Origin of the sequence: Actinomadura sp. 9N407 (genome assembly GCF_044326315.1) — a bacterium.
Classification (GTDB): Bacteria; Actinomycetota; Actinomycetes; order Streptosporangiales; family Streptosporangiaceae; genus Spirillospora.
The window spans coordinates 77,806-104,639 of sequence record NZ_JBIRAW010000025.1 but is presented as its reverse complement, the minus strand read 5'-3'; the positions used below and the strand labels follow the sequence as shown (position 1 = coordinate 104,639).

19 protein-coding genes are annotated in these 26,834 nt (G+C 69.9%); 9 read left to right on the top strand and 10 right to left on the bottom strand.

Annotated features, from left to right (window positions below):
- Positions 1-72 precede the first annotated feature (72 nt).
- The 3 genes from ACH34Q_RS32185 to ACH34Q_RS32175 form a co-directional block, all read right to left on the bottom strand.
- A complete protein-coding gene (locus ACH34Q_RS32185) occupies positions 73-4,122 on the bottom strand; it encodes an Eco57I restriction-modification methylase domain-containing protein (protein ID WP_395986883.1) in 4,050 nt (1,349 codons plus the stop codon).
- Position 4,123: 1 nt separating this feature from the next.
- A complete protein-coding gene (gene drmD / locus ACH34Q_RS32180) occupies positions 4,124-7,303 on the bottom strand; it encodes a DISARM system SNF2-like helicase DrmD (protein ID WP_395986882.1) in 3,180 nt (1,059 codons plus the stop codon).
- Positions 7,304-7,781: 478 nt separating this feature from the next.
- Positions 7,782-9,476 carry a hypothetical protein gene (locus ACH34Q_RS32175; protein WP_395986881.1) on the bottom strand — a complete coding sequence of 565 codons (1,695 nt, stop codon included), beginning with the start codon at positions 9,474-9,476 and terminating at the stop codon, positions 7,782-7,784.
- Between the two features lie 331 nt (positions 9,477-9,807).
- On the opposite strand from ACH34Q_RS32175, the gene surE reads away from it, so the two are divergent.
- On the top strand, positions 9,808-10,830 hold the full coding sequence (surE, locus tag ACH34Q_RS32170) for a 5'/3'-nucleotidase SurE (protein ID WP_395986880.1): 1,023 nt from the start codon (positions 9,808-9,810) through the stop codon (positions 10,828-10,830).
- A 77-nt stretch (positions 10,831-10,907) separates the two neighbouring features.
- Here surE and ACH34Q_RS32165 read toward each other — a convergent pair whose 3' ends face one another.
- The 4 genes from ACH34Q_RS32165 to ACH34Q_RS32150 all read right to left on the bottom strand — a co-directional run bounded on the left by ACH34Q_RS32165 (position 10,908) and on the right by ACH34Q_RS32150 (position 16,636).
- On the bottom strand, positions 10,908-12,953 hold the full coding sequence (locus ACH34Q_RS32165) for a HelD family protein (RefSeq protein WP_395986879.1): 2,046 nt from the start codon (positions 12,951-12,953) through the stop codon (positions 10,908-10,910).
- A 165-nt stretch (positions 12,954-13,118) separates the two neighbouring features.
- The gene (locus ACH34Q_RS32160) at positions 13,119-13,877 is read right to left on the bottom strand and encodes a hypothetical protein (protein WP_395986877.1); all 759 of its coding nucleotides are present in this window, start codon (positions 13,875-13,877) and stop codon (positions 13,119-13,121) included.
- Positions 13,878-14,017: 140 nt separating this feature from the next.
- On the bottom strand, positions 14,018-15,754 hold the full coding sequence (locus tag ACH34Q_RS32155; RefSeq protein WP_395986876.1) for a BCCT family transporter: 1,737 nt from the start codon (positions 15,752-15,754) through the stop codon (positions 14,018-14,020).
- 276 nt (positions 15,755-16,030) lie between these two features.
- Positions 16,031-16,636, bottom strand: a complete 606-nt coding sequence (locus ACH34Q_RS32150) for a TetR/AcrR family transcriptional regulator (RefSeq protein ID WP_395986875.1) — start codon at positions 16,634-16,636, stop codon at positions 16,031-16,033.
- 89 nt (positions 16,637-16,725) lie between these two features.
- Here ACH34Q_RS32150 and ACH34Q_RS32145 point away from each other — a divergent pair, with 89 nt between their 5' ends.
- Positions 16,726-18,120, top strand: coding sequence for a carotenoid oxygenase family protein (locus tag ACH34Q_RS32145; protein WP_395986874.1), 1,395 nt, complete (start codon positions 16,726-16,728; stop codon positions 18,118-18,120).
- Positions 18,121-18,348: 228 nt separating this feature from the next.
- Here the strand turns inward: ACH34Q_RS32145 and ACH34Q_RS32140 are convergent, their stop codons facing one another.
- Positions 18,349-18,789 carry a DUF3592 domain-containing protein gene (locus ACH34Q_RS32140; protein WP_395986873.1) on the bottom strand — a complete coding sequence of 147 codons (441 nt, stop codon included), beginning with the start codon at positions 18,787-18,789 and terminating at the stop codon, positions 18,349-18,351.
- A 109-nt stretch (positions 18,790-18,898) separates the two neighbouring features.
- Complete coding sequence (locus ACH34Q_RS32135) at positions 18,899-19,696, bottom strand: MBL fold metallo-hydrolase (protein ID WP_395986872.1); 798 nt, start codon at positions 19,694-19,696, stop codon at positions 18,899-18,901.
- Positions 19,697-19,743: 47 nt separating this feature from the next.
- Here ACH34Q_RS32135 and ACH34Q_RS32130 point away from each other — a divergent pair, with 47 nt between their 5' ends.
- From ACH34Q_RS32130 to ACH34Q_RS32110, 5 genes are all read left to right on the top strand, one after another.
- Positions 19,744-20,133: a MerR family transcriptional regulator gene (locus tag ACH34Q_RS32130; protein WP_395986871.1), complete on the top strand. Its 390-nt coding sequence runs from the start codon at positions 19,744-19,746 to the stop codon at positions 20,131-20,133.
- 459 nt (positions 20,134-20,592) lie between these two features.
- Positions 20,593-21,390 (top strand): methyltransferase domain-containing protein, encoded by a 798-nt coding sequence (locus ACH34Q_RS32125; RefSeq protein ID WP_395986870.1) that lies wholly within the window; start codon positions 20,593-20,595, stop codon positions 21,388-21,390.
- Between the two features lie 506 nt (positions 21,391-21,896).
- A complete protein-coding gene (locus ACH34Q_RS32120) occupies positions 21,897-22,631 on the top strand; it encodes a maleylpyruvate isomerase family mycothiol-dependent enzyme (protein WP_395986869.1) in 735 nt (244 codons plus the stop codon).
- Positions 22,632-22,860: 229 nt separating this feature from the next.
- Positions 22,861-23,256: an Lsr2 family protein gene (locus ACH34Q_RS32115; RefSeq protein ID WP_395986868.1), complete on the top strand. Its 396-nt coding sequence runs from the start codon at positions 22,861-22,863 to the stop codon at positions 23,254-23,256.
- A gap of 164 nt (positions 23,257-23,420) precedes the next feature.
- Positions 23,421-24,041, top strand: coding sequence for a hypothetical protein (locus ACH34Q_RS32110; protein ID WP_395986867.1), 621 nt, complete (start codon positions 23,421-23,423; stop codon positions 24,039-24,041).
- Here ACH34Q_RS32110 and ACH34Q_RS32105 read toward each other — a convergent pair.
- Positions 24,004-24,939 (bottom strand): EamA family transporter, encoded by a 936-nt coding sequence (locus tag ACH34Q_RS32105; protein ID WP_395986866.1) that lies wholly within the window; start codon positions 24,937-24,939, stop codon positions 24,004-24,006. The two genes, ACH34Q_RS32110 and ACH34Q_RS32105, sit on opposite strands and share 38 nt — an antisense overlap.
- Before the next feature lie 73 nt (positions 24,940-25,012).
- Between ACH34Q_RS32105 and ACH34Q_RS32100 the strand changes: the two genes are divergently transcribed.
- Both ACH34Q_RS32100 and ACH34Q_RS32095 read left to right on the top strand, forming a co-directional pair.
- Positions 25,013-25,918, top strand: coding sequence for a LysR family transcriptional regulator (locus ACH34Q_RS32100; RefSeq protein WP_395986865.1), 906 nt, complete (start codon positions 25,013-25,015; stop codon positions 25,916-25,918).
- Between the two features lie 139 nt (positions 25,919-26,057).
- Positions 26,058-26,747, top strand: a complete 690-nt coding sequence (locus tag ACH34Q_RS32095; RefSeq protein WP_395986864.1) for a hypothetical protein — start codon at positions 26,058-26,060, stop codon at positions 26,745-26,747.
- The last annotated feature ends 87 nt before the right edge of the window (positions 26,748-26,834 follow it).

The window sequence follows — 26,834 nt, the reverse complement described above, 5'->3', positions numbered from 1 at the left end:
CCACGAGTCAACGTAGCTGGGCGAGCCGATGATCTCGGTCAAGGCAGGTGCCCACCGCACCAGCCGACAACCTCAGAAGAGCCCGCCCTGCTCGGACACCTCGGCCCGGGCACTCTTCTTGCTCTTCTTCTTGTCGTGCAGCCCAGCCGCAACCTCAGCTGCATATCGTTCATGGTTCAGCTCAAGCAGCCGCTCCACAAACTCCTGCTGTACTGCCGCCGCTACAGTGTAACGAGTCTCGCGGCCAAGATCATGGTGTCCGTGATCAAGCAGCGGAACAAGGTCATCCCAGCCATACGCGCGGCAAACGGCTTCGTCGATTGCCTTGTGGATCGCTCGCAACTCCATGATGCCCACGTCCAGGCAGCTCAAATCATGGACCAGATTGTACGTCTTCGTCAGCCCCCATCGGCGAGCCAGCATGAGTTTTCGCCGATAGGTATCGAGTCGAGCACCCAAGTCTCGCATCTCTTGCGACATATCGGGCAAGGGCAGCGTTTCATAAACATCGGACGGCGTGTAGCGCAAGTCGGTCTTCATTGACGAGGCATTCGCCACTGCCCACCAATAGTGAGGGGCACTGCTCAACAGCGCCATCATGGCCGCGTCTTGATCTACGACTACCACGACTTGGTCGCTCAACACTTGATTGGTGGCAACGAATACGGGCATCACCGTCTTCCCTACACGAACAATCGCGCAAACTTTTTCAAGCCCGGCCATTGACTTATACAGTCCCGCAGCCAGCTCGCCATACTGCCACCATCGTTCACGGCGAACCTTTCGCTTATTCCTTTCCCTCTCAGGCTTAACAAGTGATGCCACACGTTCATAGCATGCAGCAAACTCCACGGCTTTTGATTCCGGCCAGTCATAGAAATTGATGACCCATCGACTGGCGGATGAATCCGCCCGCGAGGCGACGTCTCGCCCGATCAGATACGGGGAAAGAACCGCCGAATATCGAGCATCCTTATCGAGCAGTTCTGCAGCCCACTGCGAGTCGACAATGAATCCAGCCCCCTCGACCTTAGACCCCAGGAAGGATCGGCCACCGTTATTCGCCAATCGAAAAGGGCGGCCCGAAGCCCGAGTTTCTCGATTCAGGGAGGACGAGATACCCGGAACAGCCACTCCGTCCAGAATACGAGGAGCCAGTTCATCGAGTTTCTCGCCACTGGTCCAGATCGCACAGTACTCAAGGGCGGCGGATTTCGATGGCCATGGCCTACTCTTGATCGCCTGCCTCAGGGCAATGCCACTCATCAAGAGTCGGTCGAGTCCTACCTCGCGAGTATCTCCCTGGGCAAGGGTGTTGGTGGCGACCAGCCCAGTCTGACCCCTCCCATCACACAAGGCATGCGCCTTCAGGATGAAATACGTCACCAGATCAGCATTTCCGCGTTCTCCTCCGGATACGCTTTCCACCAAATATTCTCTATAAGCGATCCCGGCGGCTGCGGTGATCCTTGAACCATGCAGAAAGGGCGGATTGCCGATGACGGCGTTGAAGCCGCCATTCTCGAAGACCTCAGGGAAGACCAGGGGCCAGTGGATGGGCTGGCGGCGGAAGGCTCCAGCGGGCAGGTCCGTCTTGAGCCACAGGGCGAGCTGGTCACGGGCGATAAGCTCCGCCTCCTCGCCGCCCTTGGCCAGGGTCTCGGCGACCTTGGCTGACCGCACCGAGGCCTTGTCAAGGCCGGAGGCGCCGTCCTTGGCGAAAGCCAGGGCCCCAGCGGTGGCCAGGTCGGCGTAGAGCCAGGCGCGGTTGACCTTCTCTCCCGTCTCCGCGAGAAGGGCTCGCTTCTGGGCGAGGGCCTCCAGGGTCGTTCCTTCAATGTCCACAATTGCGCGGCGCTGCTGGGCGATCTCGCCGGCTACTTCGCGGGCTCCGGACGTCCAGTCGAGCATTGCGTTCTCGTGCACGGCACGGCCGCGCTTGGCGTCCATGTGCATGACTTCGAGCTGGTCGAGGGACGTGATCCCGAGCAGCGAGTCTCCGACAATGAGGCGGTCGTCCAGGAAGGTGAACGGCCTGCGCGGGTCCATCGAGACGAGCCACAGGGAGAGCTTGGCCATTTCGACGGCCATCTCATTGATATCCGCGCCGTACAGGCAGTGCTCGATGATGTGGCGGCGGGCGTTGACGACCACAGGGTCCTCGTCGGCGTCGACGGCGAGGTCTTGGGACTGGCCTCGATATCCCTGGGCTCGCTCGTCGTCTTCGCGGATCCAGGCGTTGACCAGGTGGTCGGCCAGGAAGCGGCAGGCGGCCACCAGAAACGCAGCCGAGCCCATGGCGATGTCGGCGACCTTGAGGGCCAGGATCTCGTCCGAGGAGCGGGGCTTCCACTCACTCTTATCTGCCGTCTGGAGGGGGCCGGGCGAGAAGACGAGGGGTTCGAGGGCTCCTTCTACGACCTGGGTGGCGAGGAACTTCGGCGTGTAGTGGGTGCCGGTGTTCTTGCGCAGCGACGACTCGGTCACGTACAGCGCGTCGGTGAGGATGACGACCGGAAGGTCTCGCAGGTCGGTACGGATGATGTTGTAGAACGGCAGCAGGCGGCGGGCCAGGAACAGGTCTCCGCCGGTGACGGCCAGGAGTTTGCGTTCGGCTTCCTGGGCCTCGGCCTTCGACAGGGGGGCCAGGCGCTTTTCCAGGGTCTTGGCCGAGCCGATTTTGGAGTCCTTGTATTTGACGGCGAGGGCTTCGGCCAGGGCCGGTACGTCGTCGGCGGAGGCGGCGACGGCCTCCAGGGTGCTGAGCGCTACCTCTTCCTCAATCCCGGCCTTGCCGATGAGTCCCACAAAGGTCTCGTCGGCGTAGAAGCCCTCGAAGGAGAGCAGGCCCTCGTAGACGTAGCCGATCTGCTCCACGTCCAGGGCACGGAACGAGATCTTGCGCGGCTCGCGGGACTTGCCCGTACCGATCTCGACGGTCTGCACGGCCTTGAGCATGTGCAGAACGGTCCGGTCGTCGATGGCGTGCGGCAGCCAGTCGAAGGTCTTGGGATCGAAGATCGAGCCGTCGTGGGCGTGCATCGGCATGTCGGGGTGGTCTACGCCGTAGTAGACGGCGTTGAACAGCGCGAGCAGGCGGTGCCAGCCGGTGTAGGTGTGCTCCAGGTCCACTTCGCTGCCGTCGCGGGCGCGCTGTTCGAGTTCGGCGCCGAGGAGGCCGGCGGAATAGGCCGAACGGTAAAGCGGCTTGTCGGCGGGGAGCAGCCCTCGCTCTTCCGCGAACAGCAGGAAGACCACGCGCATCATGACCGCGACCGCGCCGCGGTAGACCTCGTGGGCGGTCACGTTCCCGATGCCGGGGCCGCCCTGGGCGACGTCGGCGGTGTGGGCGCGTCCGATGGCGGCGACGAGCAGTTCGACGGCCTGGCGTACCTGGACGCCGAGGGCCTCGGTGATCTCTTCCTGGTTGTCCAGGCTCGCCTTCAGCAGGGCGGTCGGGGTCTCGTCCTCGGGTACGGAGAAGAAGCGCGAGCGTCCCAGGATGGAGACGAAGGCGCGGACGACGTCGCGTTCGGCCTTCTCGTGCCAGTTGACCGAGTCGAACACGGCCGTGGTGGTGACGCCGCCGCGCGGTGCCCACACCAGGGCCCACCAGCGGCCGTCGGTGGCCAGACCCAGCTCGACGTCGTGATGACGGCACAGGTGGGCGAGGCGGTCGACGGGGGTGGCGGCCCAGGCGGAGTCCTTCACGCGCTGGGTGGGACGGTCCTCGCAGACGAGGCCGAGCAGCCGGACGGTCTTGGCGTCGCCGTCGTGCTTGGCGCCCGGCTCGCGCAGGGCGAATGACGGAGTAATCGTGGCGTCGTGCTCGGGGACGTCGATGGACAGCTCGTCCACCCCGCCGCCCTCGGCGTCCAGGAGCTCGTCCCAGCCGAGCAGCTCGTCCAGGACGTAGTCGATCCAGTCGCGGCCGGGCATGGCCGCGTGCTCCTGGCGGAGGCGTTCGCGGGTCGGCTTGTCGAGCGGGTCCAGGGTGGGCCAGACGCGGCGCAGGACGGGGACGCTGAGGAACGGGCCCGAGACGTCGATGAGTTCGAGCCAGGTGGTGTGGTCGAAGTCGTCCCTGTGCTGGGGGCGGCCCTTGTACCGGGTGTTCGCCATCTCAGATCGCCTCTCCCCTGGGTACCACGAAGATCACTGCGACAGGGAACGAGTGCGGCTCGGGCCGCGCGTAGCGGGCCTCGATCTGCCGCAGTTCCAGGTCCTTCTCGGCGTCGAGCCGGTCCAGCCGCCTGCGCCACGACTCGCGGTCGTTGCGGTACTGCCGGATCTCGTCCTGGCTGAGGGCTTCGATCTCGGAGAACAGCGAGTCGGTCTCGTCGCCCTTGGCGAGCTGGCGGCGGAGCGTACCGGCGAACTGGTCGATGTTGGCGGTGATGCGCTTGGACTCGGCCTCGTTCCGCTGGGCCAGCTGCCGTTCCAGGGATTCGAGCCTGGTCTTCTTGCGGGCCTCGATGGCCAGCTCCAGGCCGGGGCGCATGGACTCGAACCGTTCGGCGAGGCGGGCATGGACGCGCGGGGGCGCGGGCGTACCCGAGGTGAGCGCCCGGTCGAGCAGGTCACCGAGGCGGAGCACGCTCTCCCAGCGGCGGAACCGGCCGCCCTCGGGTGCCCAGCCGCCGGCGTGCAGGACCTCCTCGTGCAGCCGCACGCCGTCCGCGCCGACCAGGACGAACCGGGAGAACGCGCCGACGAGCGTCGTCTCCAGCTCCGGATCGTCGCTGATCACGGCGGTGACGCGGTTGAGGTCGATCTTGTCGTTGGAGACGGCGGCGCGCAGCAGGCGGGTGGACATCGCCACCAGCGGGTGCCCGAGGTGGGCCGTCACGACGTCGTCGCGTCCCTTGGCGACCTGCTGGTCGAACGTCACCGGGAGCTGCCTGGGCTGCTGTCCGTCCGGGGGAAGCTTCTCCCAGAGACCGGCCGAGGCGCGTTCCCAGGAACCGGTCAGGACCGGTACGTCATAGACGCCCGGGTCGGGGTCGACCGCCTGGGTGAGCGGCTGCTGCCGGGCCAGTTCGAGGGCGGTGTCGACGACGCGCTTGATGCCGACCGGGGTGATGCGCAGCTCCCGTACGGTCTCGTCGAGGGTGGCGCGCAGCTTGCGGACCTGCTCCCCCACATCGCCGTCGACCGGGACCTTGTCCTTCGCGGTGGCCTTGGCGGTCTCGGCGTCCACGTCCACCCGTTCGCCGAGCAGGCGGCGCTGCACGGCGTCGGCGAGGACGGCATTCACCGAGCCGAGGTCCTCCTGCATCCGCGCGACCTTCACCGCCACCCGGGACAGGAACTCCAGGTCCGCCTCGTAGGAGTCGACGGCCTTGTCCCAGCCGGTCCCGACGAAGTGCCGGATCTCGGGGACCTTCTTCTGCCCGTACCGGTCGATCCGGCCGATCCGCTGCTCCAGCTTGTTGGGGTTGAACGGGATGTCGTAGTTCACCAGGCGGTGGCAGTGGTTCTGCAGGTCGATGCCCTCACTGGCGGCGTCGGTGGCCAGCAGGATCCGTACCGGATGCTCGGCGGGCGACTTCTGGAACGCCAGCCGCAGCCGCTCGCGGTCCTGGGCGTTCACGCCGCCGTCCAGCTCGGCCACCCGGTCACCGCCCAGGCCCTGGGCGCGCAGTAGCTCGCGCAGCCAGTCCTTGGTGTCGCGGTACTCGGTGAAGACGATGACCCGCTCGTTGGTCCACTCGCCGCCGTCGGGCCGGCAGATCGCCTGAAGGTAGGAGATGAGCTCGGCGGCCTTGGCGTCCGGCCGCGCCTCGTGCGCCGACGCCCAGTCGTACATCCGGCCGAGCAGCGTCAGCTCGTCGTCCTCGCCGCCGCGGTCCCTGCCCACGACCAGCGCGTTCGTCCGGGCGAGCGCGTCGCTCTCGGCCTCGTCCAGCGACTGGTCGTCGAGCGTGGCGGTGTCCTCGAAGAAGTCGTCCAGCCACTCGTCCTCGGTCGGCCGCCAGGGCTTGGACGCCGCCTTGAGCGTCTCGGTGTAGACGCCGACGGTGTGCGCGAACGCGGCGGGGCTGGAGAACAGCCGCTTCTTCAGCAGCAGCGTCACCAGGTCGGCGGCCTTGCGGCCCCGGGTCTGGTTGAGGCGCTTGCGGCGGGCCTGCGCGAACCGCTGCAGCAGGCCGTGGATCTCACGCTCGCTGTCGGGATAGCGGACCGGGATCTCACGGGCGTCGCGGGCGACGAAGCGCGGCTTCCCATCGGCGTCGGTGATCTGGCGCTTGAGCCGCCGGACGACCGTGTCCGCCACGGCGGCGGGGTCGGGCTCCATGCCCCGGGCGAAGCGCTGGTCGTCCAGGATCTCCAGGAGCGCGGTGAAGCTCGCCTGGTAGCCGTTGTGCGGGGTCGCCGACAGGAACAGCCGGTGCGTGAAGTGCGGCGCGAGGCGCCGGATCAGCTTGGTCTGCTGCGAGTCGACCGCGTACACCTGCTTGGGCGCGGCCGGTGCCGCATGGTGCGCCTCGTCCAGGATCAGCAGGTCGAACGTGCGGGGGTAGGTGGGCCCGTCCGCCGGGAGCACCTCGTCCAGCAGCCGCTGCGCCTTGGCGCCGCGCAGCCAGGGCAGCGACACGATGGCAAGGGGGTAGACCTCGAACGGGTTGGCGGCGCTGCCGTGCGTGCGGCGGACCTCCGCGCACCGCTCGGAGTCGATGACGGTGAACTCCAGGCCGAACTTCTCGGCCATCTCGTCGCGCCACTTCACCGTCAGCCCGGCCGGGCACACCACCATGATCTTGCGGCCGCGCTGGCGCAGCAGCAGTTCCTGCGCGACCAGGCCCGCCTCGATCGTCTTGCCGAGCCCGACGTCGTCGGCGAGGAGGAGGTTGACGCGGGGCGCGTCGAGCGCGCGGGCGACCGGTTCGAGCTGGTAGTCCTCGATCGCGACGCCGGAACGGAACGGCGCCTGGAGGGTCTTGACGTCGGCGGACGCCACGGCGCCCCAGCGGACCGCGTCCAGGAACGCGGCGAGCCTGTCCGGCGAGTCGAACCGTCCGGGCGCGATGTCGGGGAGAGAGCCGCTGGGCAGGAGGCGGCGGCCCGGCTCGACCTCCCAGATGACCGTGAGCGTGTCCCCGTACCGGCCGTCCTCGACGCTCTGCAGCGTGACGAGCGTGCTGCCGCCGCGCGAGTCGTCCACGTCGCCGACCACCCACCGCTGGCCGCGTACCTGGACGAGGGCACCGTCGGCGGGCCGTTCGTCCGGCCGCCCGGCGGACTCGGGCCGGTCGGGGCGGCCGGGGGGCCGCGCGGCGGGCTGCTCGGTGGTGGATGTCACCGGCGCATCGCTCCTCTTGCTGTCGTCACGCTTCTCGGAACGCTCGGCGCGCTCGTCACTGATGAGCTGCGCACACTTCGTAGCACAGCGTCCGGTCGCGGGGACGGGGCACGGCCCGTTCCGGCCGTACGCGCCGTCCCGTGCTGCTCCCGTGCTTTCTGTGCTCCCGTGAGCCACCGTAGAATATCGAAGCACATGACGTCTACCGGTGGTTTGTATGTGAATTCGATATACAAGCACCGTGGTGGCGACGGGTCGGGTGCGCACTGCGCCGTTCCGGTGCCAGGTCGCGGGCTGGCTCGCCGCTCGCGAGTTCCTCCGCGTCGGCCGCTGGGTCCGCCTGGAGAACTCTCCCCGTTCACCGCGTCACCATCAACGTTGACTCGTGGCGTGTTCGTCTCGACGGGCGACGGCAAGGGCGAACACGCCACGAGTCAACGGGGAGAAGGCCGGCCGGTGAATGTCGGTGGTCAGCGCATCAGGCGGTGTCGGGGCGCTCCTGCTGGGGGTTCGGGCGCTCGTTCGCTTGGCGTAGCTCGGCCTGGGCCTGTTCCAGTTCCTCTTGGAGGCGGGCCACTCGCTCGTTCTGCGCCAGCAGGGGCAGCCAGGCGGCGACGATCGGGTCCTCGGCCGCGATGCGGCGGAAGGCGCTCGCCACGCCGGTCGGCGGGAGATGCCGGACGAACTCCGTCGGCAGGCCGAGCAGCCCGGCCAGCCTGACCCGGCTGGTCACCTTCGGCAGTTCCTCCTCCGCCAGCGGAGCGAGGACCTTCCTGGCCACGTCCGGCCGGGAGGTGACGCTGCCGAGCGGACCGGCCGCCGCCTGTGCCAGCGCGGTCAGGGTGGCTCCGCGCCACCAGATCTCCTCGGTGATCCGCTGCGGCCAGGCGCGGCCGACCGTCGCCAGCACGGTGGCCCTGGCCCCTTGCGGGGTGAACGGAAGGCCGGCGACCATGCGGGACACCGCGTCCAGGTCAATGGACTCTCGCTGCTGTTCCGGCATCGCGGCCAGGCGTTCCCCCACGGCCTTGGCGACGCGGTCCAGGACGTCGAGTGCGTCCTTGCCCACCTCTTCGGTGACGGCGGCGGCCAGCCTGATCAACGCGGGCAGGCTCTCGTCGGGGACGGCGCGTGCGGTCAGTCTCTCCAGCAGCCGGACGGCGGCCGGACCGAGCGCGGGGTCGGTCGGCCGTGTCCGGAGTTCGCCGGCGCTCGCCGCCATGACGGCTGCGAGTACGGCCGGGTCGGCGTCGGCCATGCCTGCGGTCACCGGCGCGGCATTCCGGGGAGTCGCGGCCAGTCGCGCCAGGGCCGCCGGACGGTCGTCCTCGCGGATGGAGGCCAGCAGCCGTTCGATCGCGGCGTCGTTGAGGCGGTCCAGGCGGACGGCTGTGGCCAGCGGGGATCGGGTGTAGAGCGCCTCGTCAGCGAGGGGGGCGTCTTCCAGCGCTGCCGCGAACGCGTCCTGCCAGGTCGGGGGCTCTTCCGGCTCGGGAGTCGTCTCCGCCGGAGCGGCTGCTTCTGTGGTGGCGGCCTCGATCGGAGCGGTCACCTGAGGCGGAGCAGCGGCCTTGGGCGGAGTGGTCGCCTTGGGCGGAGTGGTCGGCTCGGGCGGAGTGGCGGGTGCCGGGGACGGCTTCAGGAACGGGCTCGGTGAGCCGGTGTTCGTGGCCGCGCCTGGCGCGGGCGGCGAGGCGGCTTGCGCTTCCGCCGGGGCCGGCTGGGGCTCAGCGGCGCCCGGCTGGTCTGGCCGTGGTTTCCGCCACCGGTACTTGCCGCGCCGGAATTCCACCTGCTCGTGGTCCTTGAGCTTGGCCTGGGCCCGCCGCCACGCCTTGTCCAGGGTCGCCTGGTCGACCCGCAGCTCAGCGAGCTTCGCCTTGAGTTCCAGGGCGGTCAGGGCCGGTCCGTACTCGCGAACGGCCTGGACGTAGACGGCCGACGGCTCGGTCTCGAGCCGGTCCTTGAGCCCGTCCAGGTCCACGAAGGCCTGGTGGCGCAGCGTGCCCGGCACCACGAACGTCGCGTCAGGGGAGATCCGGACGTCCTCTTCCCGCCCGTCCTCGTCCCAGCGGACGGTCATGATCGATCCGCTGCGTTTCAGCAGGGCGCCCGTTCGTACGCGCCCGCCGTCCCCTGGTGACCTGCTCACGACGATCTGGTGCTGATCCACGGCTGTCACTCTAGGTGGCCGCGCGAGCGGAAGGGTCACCCGGTCAGGTGGGTCCCGTTCCGGCGAGGACCTGGTGAGGCCGGTGACAGCGGGACGGGCCGTGCTGCGCGGTTCTGTCCGGTGAGCGGGACGGGCTCTCGCATGGACGTGCCGCATGGGAGAACGTCAGGGCGACGCTCGACGTTCACGGTCCCGAACGGGCCACGAAGCCGATCATTGTGACCCTTGTTACTTACCGCCTGGAAGGTATAGAAACCTGGGTACATCGTCGGTGAGGGAGACATTGATGCGGCGGATTCGAATGTCCGAAGGCAATTCTCAACGGAATCGGTTGCGTGCGGGCAAAATCGCACTGACGGCGGTGGTGGTGGCCGGGGTGGCGCTCGTACCAGCCGGGGCGAGCGCGGACAAGGTCCGGCCCGGGCACGGCGCCGACTCTCTGGCCGGCAAGCGGATCCTGCTGTCCAACGACGACTCCGTCCAGGCGGCGGAGGCGGACGGGGCGGACGGGCGCGGCCTGTACATCCTGCGCAAGGCGCTGTGCGCGGCGAAGGCCGACGTCGTGGTGATCGGCCCGTGGGGCCAGATGAGCGGCGGCAGCCGGTCGGTCTCGGCGGCCCGGCAGGTCAGCGTCGCGCCGCCGGTGGCGATCCCGGCCGGGTACGCTGGCGACTGCGCGACCGCGCCGTCGAAGGGCCTGGTCGTCGGCGCCTGCATCGGCCCCGGCGCGTGCACCCCCGAGTCGAAGTCCGTCACGCCCGCCGACTCGGTCGAGCTGGCGCTCGGCACGATCCTGGCGGAGCGGGCCGGCTGGACCGACGGGCCCGACCTGGTCATGACCGGGACCAACTCCGGCGCCAACATCGACGTGGCGGTGAACATGTCCGGCACCGTGGGAGCGGCGACGGCGGCCACCGAACGCGGCGTACCGGCCATCGCGGTCAGCGCGGACGGGAAGGGCGGCGCCCTGACCAAGCCGTCCGACCCGACGTACGAGGCCGCCGCCGCCTACGCGACCAAGGTCGCGGCGCGCCTGCTCGGCCGCCGCGGGGCGAGCGACCGGCTGGCCCGGGAAGGGCTGCTGCTCAACATCAACGTCCCGCACGCCGAGGCCGGCCAGACCCTCTCGCCGCGCTGGACCGAGGTGGGCCAGAAGGCCTCCGGCCGCATCACCTACGTACCGGACGGCAAGGGTGGCTACCGGATCAGCTACGCCCCGGTGAACCCGGCGCCCGAGATCGACCCGCGCAGCGACACCGCCGCGCTGCACGACGGCCACATCAGCATCGGTGCCGTCTCGATCGACCGCAACGGCAGCGCCAAGTGGCTCCGGTCTCTCAACTTGACCGGCTGACCTGTCCATACGTACGCGGGCACCGGTTCGCGCCGGTGCCCGCCCGCCGTTCGGGCTTGAGCGTTCCCGGGCGAGCGTCAGGCCGCCAGCTCTCCCGGCAAGTGGGCGTTGTGCAGGACGGTGAGGGTCGAGACCGCCCGGGTCAGCGCCACGTACAGGCGGGCGAGGCCACCGCTCTCCGCCCCGGCGATACTGGCCGGTTCCACCACGACCACATGGTCGTACTCCAGGCCTTTCACCGCCGAAGCCGGGACGAGGAGGACCCGCTGCTCAGCGTCGCTGTCGGAGCCGAGCAGCCCGTACCGCAGGTTCGCCGCCGACAGCGTCCGCTCATGGGAGTCGAGGTCGGCGTCCGCGACGATCACGCCGATGGAGCCCTCCCGTACGAGAGCCTCCCGCACCGCTTCGACGATGGCGTCCTCGAGGTGGGCCACCCGCCGTACGGTCAGCGCGCCGATCCCGGTACGGAGCGAGCGCGGAGCCGTCAGCTCCGGAGCGATGGCCGGCAGCAGCCGCGCGGCGAAATCCAGCACGGCCCCCGGCACCCGGAAACCGACCGCCAGCTCGGTGACCTCCCCCTCCTTGCCCAGGTGGCCGAGGACGTCCGTCCAGGAACGCGCGGCCCATGGCGTGGTGCCCTGGGCCAGGTCCCCCAGAACGGTCGCCGACCCGGTCGTGCAGCGCCGCCCGAGCGCGCGCAACTGCATCGCCGACAGGTCCTGGGCCTCGTCCACCACCAGATGGCCGAGTGACGGGGTGCGTTCGATCAGGTCCGCGAGCTCGTCCAGCAGTGCCCGGTCGGCCGGCGTCCACTTGGCCGAACGGTGCGAACGGTACGGCTTGGCCGGACGCAGCATCTCCCGCTCGGCATCGGTCAGCACGCCCTCGGTGGCGGAGGCCAGCAGTTCGTCCTCGTGGTAGAGGCGGTACAGCACCTGTTCCGGGACGAGCTTGGGCCAGACCCGGTCGATGGCCTGCTTGACCGGTTTCGACCGGGCGACGGCGTCCTGCACCCGGTCGTCGGGCGCCCCACCGCGCTCCTCCATCCGGACCAGGATCTGGTGCGCCAGCTGCTGGGCCAGCGCGGCACGCCCGGGACCGTAACGGATGGTGCCGCGCCGGACCGCCACGGTCTCCCGCACCTCGTGGTCGGACAGCCGGTAGCGCGCCGCGCCACGGGTGAACACCAGGCCCTCCTCGGCCTCGCGGACATGCCACCACAGCGCCCGGCGGACAACCTCGGCCATCCGCGCGTCGCCCTTGAGCGTCGCGGTCCCGGCGTCCTCGTCGGCGGTGGCCGCGCCGAGCAGGTCCTCGATGGTGGCCTGCTCGACCCGGATCTCGCCGAGGGCCGGCAGTACCGCCGAGATGTACGACAGGAACGCCCGGCTCGGCCCGACGATCAGCACGCCGGATCGCGCCAGCCGCTCGCGGTGGGCGAACAGCAGGTACGCGGCCCGATGCAGGCCGACGGCGGTCTTCCCCGTGCCCGGCGCCCCCTGCACGCACAGCGTCTGGGACAGATCGGCGCGGACGATCACGTCCTGCTCCGGCTGGATGGTCGCCACGATGTCGCGCATCGGGCCCGTCCGCGGACGCTCGATCTCGGCGGTCAGGATCGCCGAGACACCGACCGTCGAGCCGTCGAGCGGCTCGTCCTCGAACGCGGTCAGCGCGCCGCCCTGGAAGCCGAACCGGCGGCGCCGCCACCAGCCCATCGGCTCGCTCGGCCCCGCCTGGTAGAAGGCCCCGGCCACCGGCGCCCGCCAGTCCAGGACCAGCAGCCGGCCCTGGTCGTCCTGCACATGGCGCCGCCCGACATGGATCGTCGCGGGCAGCTCCTCATCGCGGCCTTCGGCGTCCGCGTCCATCCGGCCGAAGAACAGCGGCGTGTCGGGCTGATCGGCGAGTGCCTCGACCCGCCGCTGGAGAGCGGCCGCCAGCACGTCCTGCGACACCTGGTCCGCGGCGGTGACGGCGGACAGGCTCTGCGCCTGCTCGCGCATCTGCCGCAACGCGGTCTGCGACCGCCGCAGATGGGCCTGCTCGGCCGCGAGCACGGCGGACGAATCGTCACCCCCGGGCGTCTCCGGGGCCTGCGGTTGCGACGCCGCGACGGACATGCGAGGGAACCTCCGGCGAGAAGCGGACAGGACAGCGAAACCGCGGAGGTTCCCCGCATCGAACACTGCGGCTGCTCGGTCCCCACGACCGAGACGGCCCGAACACTTTAGCGAAGCCATGCGGTGAGAAGGACGCACCGGCGAACGGCGCATGCCGTTCCGGTGTCAGGCGCGCAACCGGTAGCCGCCGCCGGCGCCCGGGACGGCCAGCTCACGCTCGACCAGGTCGTCCAGGACGGCCGTGGCCTCCCGGCGCGGCCACCGGAAGGCCCGCGACAGCTCCCGGGCGCCGGCCTCCACCACGGTTCCCAGGAAGATCCGGGTCGCCGCGCGCCGGCGGGCGGCGACCGGACGGCCGTCCCTGCCGGGGAAGGCACGGCCGGTCAGCTCGATGACGCAGCTGGGCCAGCCCGGACCGTCCTGCACGGTCCCGTAGTTGGTGACGACCAGGGCGCGGCCGAGCTCGTCCAGCAGCCGCTGGCCGGTCCGGGAGTTCAGGCCGTAGTCCTGACGGATCGCGCGCATCGAGGTCGGGCCTTCGGCTTCGAGCCTGCCGGCGACCTTCCTTCCCAGCGGGGACAGGGCGTCCGCCGAGGGGGTGTCGCCGATGAGCAGTGCCAGGAGCCGGGGAGACAGCAGCGACTGCTTTCCGCAGACGAAACGCCCGACCCACGCGTGGCCCTGGACGGGCAGCTCGTCCTTCCAGGACCACATGCGCTCAAGGTCCTCTCCCCATCCGGCCGCAAGGCGAGGGCTCGCGTCGTCCCTGGCGGCCTCGCGCAGCGCGGGAAAGGCGGCCTCGGAGTCGCCGAACAGCACGGCGAACCCGACGTCGTCGATGAACGACGCGGCGGAGTCGAGCGTGCGCAGCGGCGGGCGATCCATCCCCCACCGCTCCAGCCGCATTTCGTGGACCGTACCCATGACTTCTCCCGCGGTGTGCGGTGATATCGGCGACCGCCCGGACGGCGGTCACCTGATGGAATCACTGCCCGCGTGCCGGGGTGAACCCCGCCCGAGCCCGGCGGCCTCATCGCCGCCGGGCCGGGAACGGGTGGATGCGGTCAGGACTTCTGCGCGGAGCCGGTGGACACCTCCTTGGAAGGAGGCTTCGTGTCGGCCGGCGGCTGGGCTCCCCGCTGCATGTGGCTGAGTTGCGCCGCGTACGCCGCGTGCGACTCCTGTCTCAGTCCCTTGGCGAGGCTGAACATCATGAGGAAGCACAGCAGGAAGATCGGGAGCCCGATCACCGTGATGACCTGTTGCAGGGCCTTCAGCGCCTCGTCGCCGCCGAAGACGATCAGCGACGCGGCCAGGGTGCCTTCGGCGATCCCCCAGAAGAGGCGCTGCCGTACCGGGCCGGGATCGCCGTCGCCGGTACAGAGCATGTCCACGACCAGTGACGCCGAGTCCGAGGACGTCGCGAAGAACAGCGCCACCACCACGATCGCGATGCCCTGGATCAGGGTCACCGCCGGATAGTTCGAGAAGAACTCGAACATCGCCAGCGGGATCTGCTCGTTGGTGACGACCTCACGGGTCAGATCGCCGCCGTCGCCGCCGATGCCGTCGATCCGCATGGCCGACCAGCCGAAGATGGCGAACCAGACCACGGTGAACAGGGAGGGCGCGACCAGGACGCCGCCGACGAACTGGCGGATCGTGCGGCCCTTGGAGATGCGCGCCAGGAACACGCCCATGAACGGCGCCCACGTGACCGTCCAGGCCCAGTAGAAGACGGTCCAGCCGCCCTGCCAGCCCCAGCCGCCGTCCTTGGTGTAGCCGGCCATCGCGTCGTTCCACAGCGAGAGCCCGACGATGCTCTCCAGGTACCGTCCCGTGCTCTCGAAGATCTGCCGGAACAGGAAGACCGTCTGGCCCCCGGCGACCAGCACGAAGATCATCAGCCCGACGGCCATCAGGATGTTGAGGTTCGAGAGCCGCTTCACGCCCTTGTCCAGGCCGGCCACGATGGAGCTCACCGCGACGGTGGTGAGCACGACGATCACCAGGACCCGCGTACCGACGCTGTCCGACAGCGGCGTCAGCGCACCGAGACCGGCCGCGACCTGGGAGGTGCCCAGGCCCAGCGAGACCGCCAGCCCGAACAGGGTGCCCAGCACGGCGAAGATGTCGATCGTCTTCCCGATCGGGCCGTAGATCCGCTGCTTCAGGAACGGATAGAACACCGAACTGACCCGCATCGGCAGGCCGTAGCGGTAGATGAAGAACCCGAACGCGAGGCCGGGCAGGGTGAAGATCGCCCAGGTGTGCAGGCTCAGGTGGTACAGCGAGAAGTTCATCGCCTCCTGGGAGGCCTCGACCGAGTGCGGCTCCACCCCCGCCTTCGGGGGCTTGGCGAAGTGGGTGATCGGCTCGGCGACGCCCCAGAACATCAGCACGGTGCCGATGCCGCCGGCGAAGAGCATCGCGAACCAGGAGAGGTTGCTGTACTCGGGACGGGACTCGTCACCACCGAGCCGCAGGTTGCCGTACCGGCTGAGCGCGGCCCACGCCAGGAAGACCAGCCAGGCGGTCACCCCGAGGATGAAGAACCAGCCCAGATTGGTGACGATCCAGTCCCGGCCGGCGGTGAAGACGTCGTTGATCTGCCCGGGGAGCAGCAGCATCAGGATCAGGAACACGACCATCAGCCCGGCGGAGACGAAGAAGATCACCGGGTCCGTGCGCAGGCCGAGCCTGCGGCTGAGCCGGCCGAGCGCGCCATCACCGCCTTCGGGCGGCGGGTCAGCGCTGGGACCGCCTTTGGTCTCGGTACCGCCGTTCGGATTCTTCGCCATGCCAGGACCTTTCGTGCGGTGTCAACGGATGGTTCCGGGGGGAGCTACATGCACGGAAGAGGACTGTACGGACCCGATGTCACCCGTTGATCAAGATATTGACACCACGTGACAAGGCGGCGGCGAAGGCGGACACCGTGGGAACTTCGTCAACGAACTCCATTGGGAGGCGTATAAAGCCGCTGAGGCGAATCAGCGGTTCCAGCAGAGTTCCGGGTGTGGGCCGTACCTATCCCGGCCCGCCGCCGGTCCACGATGTGCCCGGTCCCGCCTTGTTCACGGGATGCCGAAGACGCGCGCGCAGAGGTCCGAGCACTGGTCGGCGAGTTGCTCGACCGTGGCCTCGAGCCGGCCGCCGAGCCACATGGAGATCAGTTCGAGGACGCCCGCGACGCAGAAGCGCACCGGCGCCCGGACGCTGTCGGCGTCCATCGGGCCCTCGGATACGGCGGTGATCCGTGCCGTGATGAGGTCGGCGATCGCGTCCAGCGCCTCGTGCCTGCGCCGTTCCAGCGCCGGGCTCCCGCTCGTGTCGCTGCGCGTGACCCTGGCCAGGCGCGGGTCCGCGTCGAGGGCGGCGAACACGGCGGTCATCGACGCCCTCATGAACGGCCGGGGCTCGCCCTCCCAGGGGACGGCGGCCATCGCGGCCATCAGATCGGCCAGCGCCTGGTCGAAGACGGCGAGCAGCAGCGCCTCGCGGCCGTCGAAGGACTCGTAGAAGTACCGGTCGGTGAGTCTGGCCCGGGCGCAAACACCCCGTACCGACACTCCGGACCATCCGCACTCGCCCCACATGTCCAGGCCCGCGACGATCAGGCGGGCACGGCGCTCGGCGACACGTTCCTGGGGGCCTCGCCCTCGGTGGGGACGGGTGCTCACGATGTCATTCCCTCCGGCGAGCTATTGACGACACGCGTCCTCAAAGTCAAAGTAGAGGACGCCTGTCATCAACATAGCGGAGGACCGGGATGGCATTCGGTGCGGCACTGCCCCTGCTGGAGGAGTACGACTACGACGTCCGGGAGATCGAGGGAACGATCCCGGCGGGCCTGTCCGGCACGCTGTACCGGGTGGGGCCCGGAAAGTGGCAGGTGGGCGACACCCCGCTGGACTGCCTGCTCGACGGGGACGGCATGGTCTCGCGGTTCGTCATCCAGAACGGAAGGGTCCACTTCCGCAACCGCTACGTCCGTACGCCGCAGTACGTCCACGGGCTCTCATCCAGCGACCTCAAGTGGCGGAACCTGGGCACTCCGGCACAGCGGGCACGGCTCCCCTGGCCGGTCGCCAACACCGCCAACACCAACGTGTCGTTCCATGCCGGGGACCTTCTCGCGCTGTGGGAGGGCGGCAAGCCGTACCGGCTGGATCCCGACAGCCTGGAGACCCTCGGCGAGCACGACTTCGGCGGGCGGCTCAAGGGCATCGGCATGTGGTCGGCGCATCCGAAGTTCGACCCTGACACCGGCGAGATGTTCAACTTCGGTACGCGGCTGTTCCCGACTCCGGGCCTGTACTGCTACAAGGTGTCGCGCCAGGGCCGCTTCCAGCGCATCGCCGACCTGCCCATCCGGCGCATGCCGTGGAACCACGACTTCGCCCTCACCGCCGAGCACCTGGTCTTCTTCCTGGACCCGATCCAGCCCGATCCGATCACGCTGCTCCGCGGCACGATGCTCGACGCGCTGCGGTACCACCCCGAACACCCGACCCGCGTGCTGCTGGTGCCCCGCGACGGATCCCGGCCGCGCATGATCGAGCATGAGGCGCTCGTCCACCTGCACATGACCAACGCCTACGAGGACGGCTCGGACACCGTCGTCGACTTCGTCGAGTTCGACGACTTCGAATGGCTCAAGACGTCGTCCCGGAAGTTCCGCGAACCCGGCGCCCTCAGGACGCCGCCGAGCCGGCTGATGCGCTACCGCATCACCCCCTCGAAGATCATCAGAACGGAGCTGGCGAGCTTCGCGGCCGACTTCCCCCAGTTCGACTGGCGCAGGTCCACCCGCGAGCACCGCTTCAGCTACGCCACCGGGAACCCTGACGCGGGCGCGGGGGGCTCCTTCGGCAGCGTCATCAAGATCGACAACGCGACCGGCAAGGTCACCTCCTGCGACTTCCGGCAGGGCGATCTCCCCGGCGAGGCGATCTTCGTCCCGCGCACCCCGGACGCCGCCGAGGACGACGGCTGGCTGCTCCTGGTCGGCTACGACGAGACCGAACACCGCTCGCGGCTGGTCATCCTGGACGCCGCCGACCTGGAACGGGGCCCGCTGGCCGTCGCGCGGCTCCCGCACCACATCCCGTTCGGCTTCCACGGCGGATTCACCCGCCGGGTGGCCCGCCACGGCGCGCCCTGAACAGGGTCGGCCGGCGGCGAGAACGGGGCTCCTGATCACATCAGGCCGTTTCGCCGCCGACCCGAGAATGTGACGCCTCCCTGGGACACGTGGCGGCAAGCCGTCCGGCACGGCAGGACCGCCGAGCAACGCGTTCCATCGTCGACACCGCCGCTGCGGGTGCTCTTCCACTCCACGGTCATGTGGTCAAGGCGAAGCAGTGGCGAGCGATGAGTTCCGGGGCGCGGGTCAGGTGACGGCGGCGACCACCATCACGGCCGACGCGATCGTTCCGATGCCGGCGAGGAGGAGGCCGAGGGCGAGGAACAGCGAGCCGTGCACGGTGCCGCTGCCGCCCGGGCCGTCCAGGCGGGCCCGCTTGGGCTTTTCCGGGTCATAGATCACGGCGACCGGCTGCCCGGCCCGGACGGGCGACGGGTTGCTGCCCAGGTCGGACTCGGTCGTGACCTCCGTACCGTCCCGCGTGCGGAAGCGCAGGACGGGGTAGTAGTTGCCGCCGCCGTGGTCATTGCTATCCCAGCGGAGCCGTACGACGACGCCCGGGACCCGGTGCCCGAACCGCCGGAGGCGGCGGCCGATGCGGATGACGTGCACACCGAACGCGGCGAAGGCGAGCCCGAAGAGGATGAGTCCCGGGGGAAGCGCGTACGTGGCGAAGTCAGGATCCATCGGACCACCTCTTCCGGCTTCGCCGCATGATAACCGCGTGCTCGCAGGCCTGGCGGAACCTCCGCACGGCCGGCCGGGCCCGCCGGGAACGCGGGTCCGGCCCGGCGGGTCAGCGGTATGCGTTCAGTTCCCACGGATCGTGGGCGCTGAAGACCGAGACCTCGTCGCCGTGGTCGCGTACGAGTTCGCGCAACCGGGCCTGAGTGCCGAGCCGCAGGTCGCGGTCGACCTGCGAGTGGGTCTGAACGAGGTCCAGCACGGGATGCGGATGCGGATCGTTCCCGACCTCCCGGTGGTAGTAGTAGGCGTCACCGCAGTGCAGGAGCCAGCGGTCGCCATCGCGTACGGCGACTCCGGTGTGGCCGTCGGTATGGCCGCCGAGCGGGACCAGCCGGATCTCCGGTGGCAGGCCCTCGGGCTGTACGGACGTGAACCCGAACCAATCCTCGCCAGGCTCGGGGCTGTAGGTGACCCACTTCGGGCCGTGGGCCCAGTGGGCGGTGGCATAGCGGGAGCCGGCTCCCTCCGCGGTCGCCGCCTTCAGTTCGGCCGCGAGGACATGCACCCGCGCGTCGGGGAAGTCGGGCAGGCCACCGCAATGGTCGACGTCGAGGTGGGTCACGATGACGTGCCGTACGTCGCCCGGCGAATACCCCAGGCGGGCGACCTGGCGTACGGCCGTCTCGTCTTCGGACAGCACGGGCTCGGCCATCTCGATCCAGCCGGCGCCGAGGCTGCCGGCGGGATCGCGGACATCGCCGAGGCCGAGGCCGGTCTCGACCAGGACCAGGCCGTCGGAATCGGTCTCGACCAGCAGGCAGTGGTTGACGGCATGGGCGGGCGGCGGGCCGTCGTAGGTGGCCTCGATCCGCCGTACGGACCCGCAGTTGAGGTGATGGATCTTCATGGCGGCTAGTCTCCGACTTGAAGCGCGGTTCAAGTCAAGGAGCCCTGATGGTCGAAGCACAGCTGGACATCGCCGAGGTCGCCGAGCGTTCCGGGCTGGCGCCCTCGGCCCTGCGGTTCTACGAGAGCCGGGGCCTCATCGCCTCGGCGGGCCGCAACGGCCTGCGCCGTACGTACCGGCCCGACGTCCTCGACCGTCTCGGGCTCATCGCCTGCGCCCGCGGCGCCGGGTTCACGATCGCCGAGATCGCGACGTTCGTGCTGGCCAGGCCCACCGATGTCGAGTTGCGCGCGCGGATGGCGGACAAGGCGCGCGCGATCGATGACGACATCGCCCGGCTCGTCCGGATGCGCGACGGCCTCCGCCACGCCTCGACCTGCACGCACGCGCCGCTGGTGGCGTGCCCCGACTTCACGCGCGCGTTCAAGGGTTCCTGACCGGTGGCCGGCCTGGGGGTCCCGGTTCGCTCCCCGGCCGGCCACCTCGCCAGGAGTCGTGGCGCCCCCTCGAACGTCATCCTCACCGGACGAACCGCGCCACGACTCGACGAGGCACGTCCCACAGAGCGGGGGGTGGGAGCGTGCCTGATCCGGTCGGTCAGTACGGCGACCTCACCGACCGTCAGGATCAGGCACACAGCGTACGGGTCCGGCAGCCTTCCGATGGGGATTTCCCGCGAAGAACGGTGCGTGTTCGGATATGAGAATCACGCCCAATCGGATCCCCGCTATCAACACCGACGTTCCACCCGTCCAGAATGGTATTTGCAATGCTCCGGCTGCGGACGGATTGCCAATACCATGGACCTCTTTGAGAATTCCACGACCAGGCCCCGGCACTGGCCGACTTGGGGCAACGTCCCCGCTCGCGGCCGGCAGGGAGCGCATACTGCGGGAATGAGCGACTACTCGCTGACCCTCAGCGACGCGGAGATCGCCCGCTATCACCAGATGGCCGAGGCCGCCCGCGAGGACGAGCACGCACTGTGGGAGGCCGCAGGCATCCGGCCGGGAGCGCGGATCGCGGACGTGGGATGCGGTCCCGGCGCGATCACCATCGTCCTCGCGGAACTCGTCGGGGAATCCGGCGACGTCCACGGCGTGGATCGGGACGAGACGGCACTGGCGACCGCCCGGGAACTGGCGGCGCGATCCGGCCTGTCGAACACCCGTTTCCTGGCGGGCCCAGTGGACGCCACGGGACTGCCGCCCGCCGCGTTCGACGTGGTGATGATGCGCCACGTGCTGGCCCATAACGGAGGCCGTGAGCAGGCCATCGTCGACCACCTCGCCACCCTGGCCAGACCCGGCGGGACGGTGTACCTCGTGGACGTCGACGCCGATCGGCTGCAGATCAAGCCGGTCATACCGGAGCTGGAGGACCTGAACGCGGCGTACCTCGCCCTGCACGCCCGGCGCGGCAACGACCTGTCGGTGGGACGCCGCCTCCCGCGACTGCTGGCGGCGGCCGGTCTCGAGGCGGTGGAGTTCCACGACCACAGCCGCGTGATCACCCCGAGGCCCGGCTCGAGACCGCCCGCCTGGGCCGCCCGCGAGACCCTGGTCACCGAAGGCCTGGCCACGCGCGACGACCTGGCCAGATGGGACCGGGCCCTGACCGCCTTCGACCGCGACGACGTCCCGCTGGAGGTAAGCCTCTCGCAATTGTGCGCCTACGCCCGCCGCCCCACCTGACGCCCCACCGCTATCCGGACCCGCTGCCCGGTCTCCAGCGGAAAACGGCATCGAGAGCCGTAATCGCCGTCCAGCACAACGGCCGGATCGCGACGCTCGACGTCCGTACTTCCCTGTCGCTGCATCCGTGCGCCGATACTGACTGCGCGGTGCGGCATTACGGGTTGCCGGAGCCAACCCGGGGCCGTGCAATTCGCCCTTGCAGTTTCGGGTCGTGATGCGGCGAATGGCGGGTCGAGCGCCGTCCGCGCATACCTGGGTCGACGGCGCGGTCAGCAGAATCGTCACAGGCTCAGCGGCTGACTTCGTCCGCTCCGCTCAGCGGACGTCGATGACGGCTTTGCCCGGCACGCGGCGGCCTGCCAGTTCGGCGGCCGCCCACGCCAGCTGCGTCCAGTCGGCGCGCAGGGCGAAGTCCACTGCTGATCCCATGACGATCCTCAACCGTGTGTTGAGAGCCGGCTGAGCCTTCCTCAAACAGAATGGCGTTCTGTACGGTGGGCCGCATGGGCGACGTCTTCGATGATCTGGCGGACGAGTACGCGTGCCTCGGCGGGGTGCTCGCGGGCCTGGAGCCGCACATGTGGGCGCTTCCGTCCGCGGCCGAGGGCTGGTCGGTCGCCGACGTCGTCGTGCATCTGGCGCAGAGCAACGAGTTCGCCGTCGCCTCGGCCGGCGGGGAGCAGGACGCGTTCGTCCGCGAGGACGGCGTCGCGCTGGACGAGTCGATGGACCGCCTGGTGGCAGCCGTCCGGGCCACCGGCCCCGAGGACGTGCTCCGGCGGTGGCGGGACTCCGCGAGCGGATCGCTGGAAGCGCTGCGGAGCTGCCCGCCTGGCGCGCGGCTGGCCTGGGCCGCCGCTCCCCTGTCGCCCCGTACGCTCGCCACGACCCGGATCGCCGAGCACTGGGCCCACGCGCTGGACATCACCGTCCCGCTGGGCCTCGCGTACCCCGACAGTGCCCGGCTGCGGCACATCGCCTGGCTGGCCCACCGGACGCTGCCGTACGCGCTGGCAGCGGCCGGTGAGCAGGCCAGGCCCGTACGGTGCGAGCTCACCGGCCCTGCCGGAGAGCACTGGCTGTACGGGGACCCGGAGGCGGCATCAGTGATCCGAGGCTCGGCCGGCGAGTTCTGCCGCGTGGGCGCGCGCAGGCTGCCCGCCGAGGAATCGTCACTCGAGACCGAAGGCCCTTACGCGGCGGTCTCACTGCGGCATCTACGCAATTACGCCCTCTGAGGCGGTATTCAAGTCACGGCCTCCTCCTGGTCGCGGAAGAAGATGCGCAGGCGGCCGGACAGGCGGCACACCGCGCGGGACACGTACGCCGAAGGGCTCCGTTCGCTGGTGAACGGGCTGCCGGCGGCGCCAGGGTGAGGTCGATGTCACTCCTGGCGCGTACGGTTCGATCACCTGCCGGAGTCCGCTAGCGTCTGGGTTGCTCACGGTGGCTAGCGGAAAGGACCACATGGCCGAGAAGGTCATCCTCGTTGACGACATGGACGGCACCGAGGAGAGCGACGTCGCCAAGCGTGACTTCGACGTCCTGGGACGGAAGTTCACGATCGACCTGAGCGACGCGAACGACAAGCGGCTGCGGGACGCGCTCGACACGGTCGAGGCGTTCGTCGGCAAGGCGCGCGAGGTGAAGGCCGCCGGCCGGGGCCGCAAGGCCGCCAGCCCGGCGAAGATCAAGGGGTACACCAACTCCGACGTGCGGGAATGGGCCCGCCAGAACGATGTCGAGGTCTCGGCCAAGGGCGTCATCGCCGACGAGGTCTACGCGTCGTTCATCGAGGCCCATCCGGACGCCGACCCGGACGCCAAGCCGGACGACGGGCCCGAGGCCAAGTCCGACGAGTAAGGGTGGGGAAACGGGCGGTACGGGGCTCCCGTGCCGCCCGTTCGCGTTTCCCCCTTCCGGGGGATCTCGTTGACCTGAACGGGTGAGCCCCTGGGGCAGGGCAAGGCCAGAGGATCGAATCGTTCGGGCCGACGGGGCCCGGAGCGATTCCAGGGGGTACGACCTTGCGCAAGCTACTGATCCTCGCCGCGATTGGTGCGTTCGCCGTAGTGGGCGGGACCACCGCCGCGTACGCGATGCCACAGGAGGCCCCTGCCGGGCCCAAGACGGCGAGCGTCCAGGGGTCCGCCGAGTTCCGGCTGACGTTCTGGCCTGACAAGGATGTGCGCAGCTTCACCTTCGACGCGCGCGCCACCCCGTACACGCGCCCGATGCCCGGCGCACCCCACGGGCTCCCGTCCGACGCCACCGGAACGGTGAAGGTCTCCCACTACCTGGACTCCGAGGACAAGACGGTCCGCTTCGAGGCCGTCGTGGACTGCATGACCACCAGCCCGGGCAACGCCGCGCTGACCGCCAAGGTCGTACGGGGGGACGACGAGGTGAAGGAGTGGGTCGGCAAGCGGCTCGGCTTCAGCGTCCAGGACGCGGGCAAGGACCACAAGGGGCGCAGCCAGGACCGGGTGGGCCTGTCCTGGGTGGTCGGCAACGCCGTCGAGAACGACAAGGGCGAGTGGGTGGAGGGCACAGTGGGCACGTGCCAGGCCCCGGCGGCCTTCGCCCCCGTGACCCGCGGCGGCTACACCGTCAAGCACGCCGAGATGGTTCCGGCTCCGAAGGGCTGATCAGGGCCTGTGGTGCCTGGACGGCCCGTCCGCTCTTCTCGGGCGCGGCGGGCCTCCGGGCCCTGCCGGCGGTGATGACGACACCGGCGGAGGCGACGCTGACACAGCCGATGGCCACCCATTGCGACCAGGACAGGTGCTCCGCCAGCAGGACGAGCCCTGCCAGCGCGCCGGCGGCGGGTTCCAGGCTCACCATGACGGCGAGGACGCGTTCGGGTAGGCGGCGCAGGGCGGCGAGGTCGAGCGACCACGGAATCACGGCCGACACCAGGGCCGTCCCCGCGCCGATGAGCAGAACGTCAGGACGGAGCAGTTCCGTACCGGCCGCCACCGGTCCGAGCGGCAGCGTCAGGATCGCGGCGAACACGACCGCCCATGTCAGCACGGAGCCGTCCGCCGTACGGGCGCCCGCGCGCTTGTTCAGAACGAGATAGGCCGCCATGAACCCGCCCGAGGCCAGCGCGAACGCCAGGCCCGTCAGCGACGGCATGTCTCCCCCAGGGCTGTAGACCAGGACCACTCCCAGTCCGGCCAGGGCCACCCACACCAGGTCCGCCGGCCGCCGCGACCCGGCCAGGGCGAGCCCCAGAGGACCCAGGAACTGAACGGTCGAGGCGATCCCTATGGGAAGGAGTTCCATCGCCGGATAGATGAACTGCATCCCAGCGATGGCCACCCCCAAGGCGGCGATGACCGGTAGCGCGTCCCTTTCAGGCAGGCGCGGCCTCCACAGCAGGAACAGGAACGCCGCCGCGAACACCAGCCGTAGCGTGACGACACCGAGCGCCCCGATCTCGCCGAACATCTGCTTGCCGAGCGCCTGCCCCGTCTGTACGGACACGACGCTGCCGAGCACCAGGACCGGTGCCGGAACGCGGCGGCTGTCGAAGAGGGCCATACGACGAGTCTGCGAAGCCCGTACCGTGCGAGTCCATCGAAAGATCTCGCATGGGACCGTGTTAAATTGCCACATGATCGATCCCCGGCTGCAGGCGCTCCGCGTCCTGAAGGAGCAGGGCACGGTCACCGCCACCGCGGAGGTCCTGCACCTCACGCCCTCGACCGTGTCCCAGCAGCTCCGCCTGCTCGCCCGCGACCTCGGCGTGGAGCTGCTCGAAGCCCAGGGGCGCCGGGTACGGCTCACGCCCGCCGCGTACACCGTCCTGGACCACGCCGACGCGCTCTTCGCCCAGTGGGAACGCGCCCAGGCCGACCTGGCCGCGCACCGCACCGGGACGTCCGGCCGGGTGCGCTTCTCCTGCGTGTCCAGCGCACTCGCCGCCATCGTCACCCCGGCGGCCGTCCTGCTCCGCGAGGAGCACCCGCGGCTGACCGTGCGAATGAGCGAGCAGGAGAGCGAGGACGTGTTCCCGCTGCTGCTGGCCCGGCGCACCGACATCGCCGTCGTGATCCCCACCTCGGACGGCCCTCCCCCGGACGACCCGCGCTTCGATCAGCGCCCGCTCCTGGACGAGCCGCAGGACCTCCTCGTACCGGCGGGCCACCCGCTCGCGGCACGCGGCACGGCGGAGCTGGCCGAGGCCTCGCGCGAGCCCTGGATCGGCTCCCCGGATCGCGGCGACCAGCACCACCTGCTGCTCACCGCGTGCGCCGCCACCGGCTTCACCCCCCGGATCGCCCACCACGCGAACGAATGGTTCGCGGTCGCCGCCCTGGTCGCCGCCGGGTTCGGCGTCGCCCTGGTCCCCCGGCTCGCGCCGCTGCCGCCCGAGCACGAGGCCGTACGGGTCCCCCTGCGGGGCGAGCCGATCCCGTCCCGGCGGATCATCACCTGCGTACGCCGGGGCAGCGACCGCCAGCCCGCCATAGCCCACGCCCTCAACGCCCTCCACCGATCCGCTGCCGAACGCGCCTGACCCGTCCGCCCGTCACGGCAGATCACCGGCCGCCCGGCACTTCGGCGGAACATCTTGCGCGGAGAACGGCAGTGCCGACGGGGATCGGCGCGCTATCATCGCGATGCACGTGCATTAGGCCGTGCATATGCATTCGCGAATGCATGAGCGTTGGGCGGTGACGGACATGGCCGACATGGCGCCGGCGATGCACCGGGCGATCGTGTGCGTGGACGTGGCGGGATACTGCGATTCGCGGCGCACCCACCGCGACCAGATCGCCGTACGCGAGGGCCTCTACGGCGCGATCAACGCGGCGTTCGACAACTCGGGCGTGCGCTGGCGGCGCTGCCACCATGAGGACCGCGGCGACGGCATGCTGATACTCGTCCCCTCCGAGATACCCAAGGAACTGCTCGCCGGGCCGCTCCCCGTAGAGCTGGCCGCCGCCCTGGAGCGTCACAACCTTGACGCCTCGCCCGCGACCCGCATCGAACTCCGCGCGGCCGTCCACGCAGGGGAGGTGCACCACGACCGGCACGGCGTGGTGGGCAACTCCATCAACATGGCGTTCCGGCTCCTGGAGGCGGAGCCGCTCAAGCGGGCCCTGCGCGGATCTCCCGGATCCCTCGCGCTGATCGCCTCGGACTGGTTCTACGACGAGGTCGTGCGCCACCATCCGGACAGCGAACCGGCCGCCTACCGCGCAACGTACGTGTCGGTGAAGGAGACCCGTACGCACGGCTGGATCCGCCTGCCGGGCGTACCGCAACCTCCGCTACCGACCGTTCCGCTTGGGCAGCACGAGCCGCTCGTCGACCTCTTCACCCCCGACTACGAGGGCTGGTGATCCCCCACCTCGCACGACAGCGGCCGGCGCCGCGCGCTATATGCGAACGGCGCGTTCCGCATCGTTGGACGTGCGGAACGCGCCGTT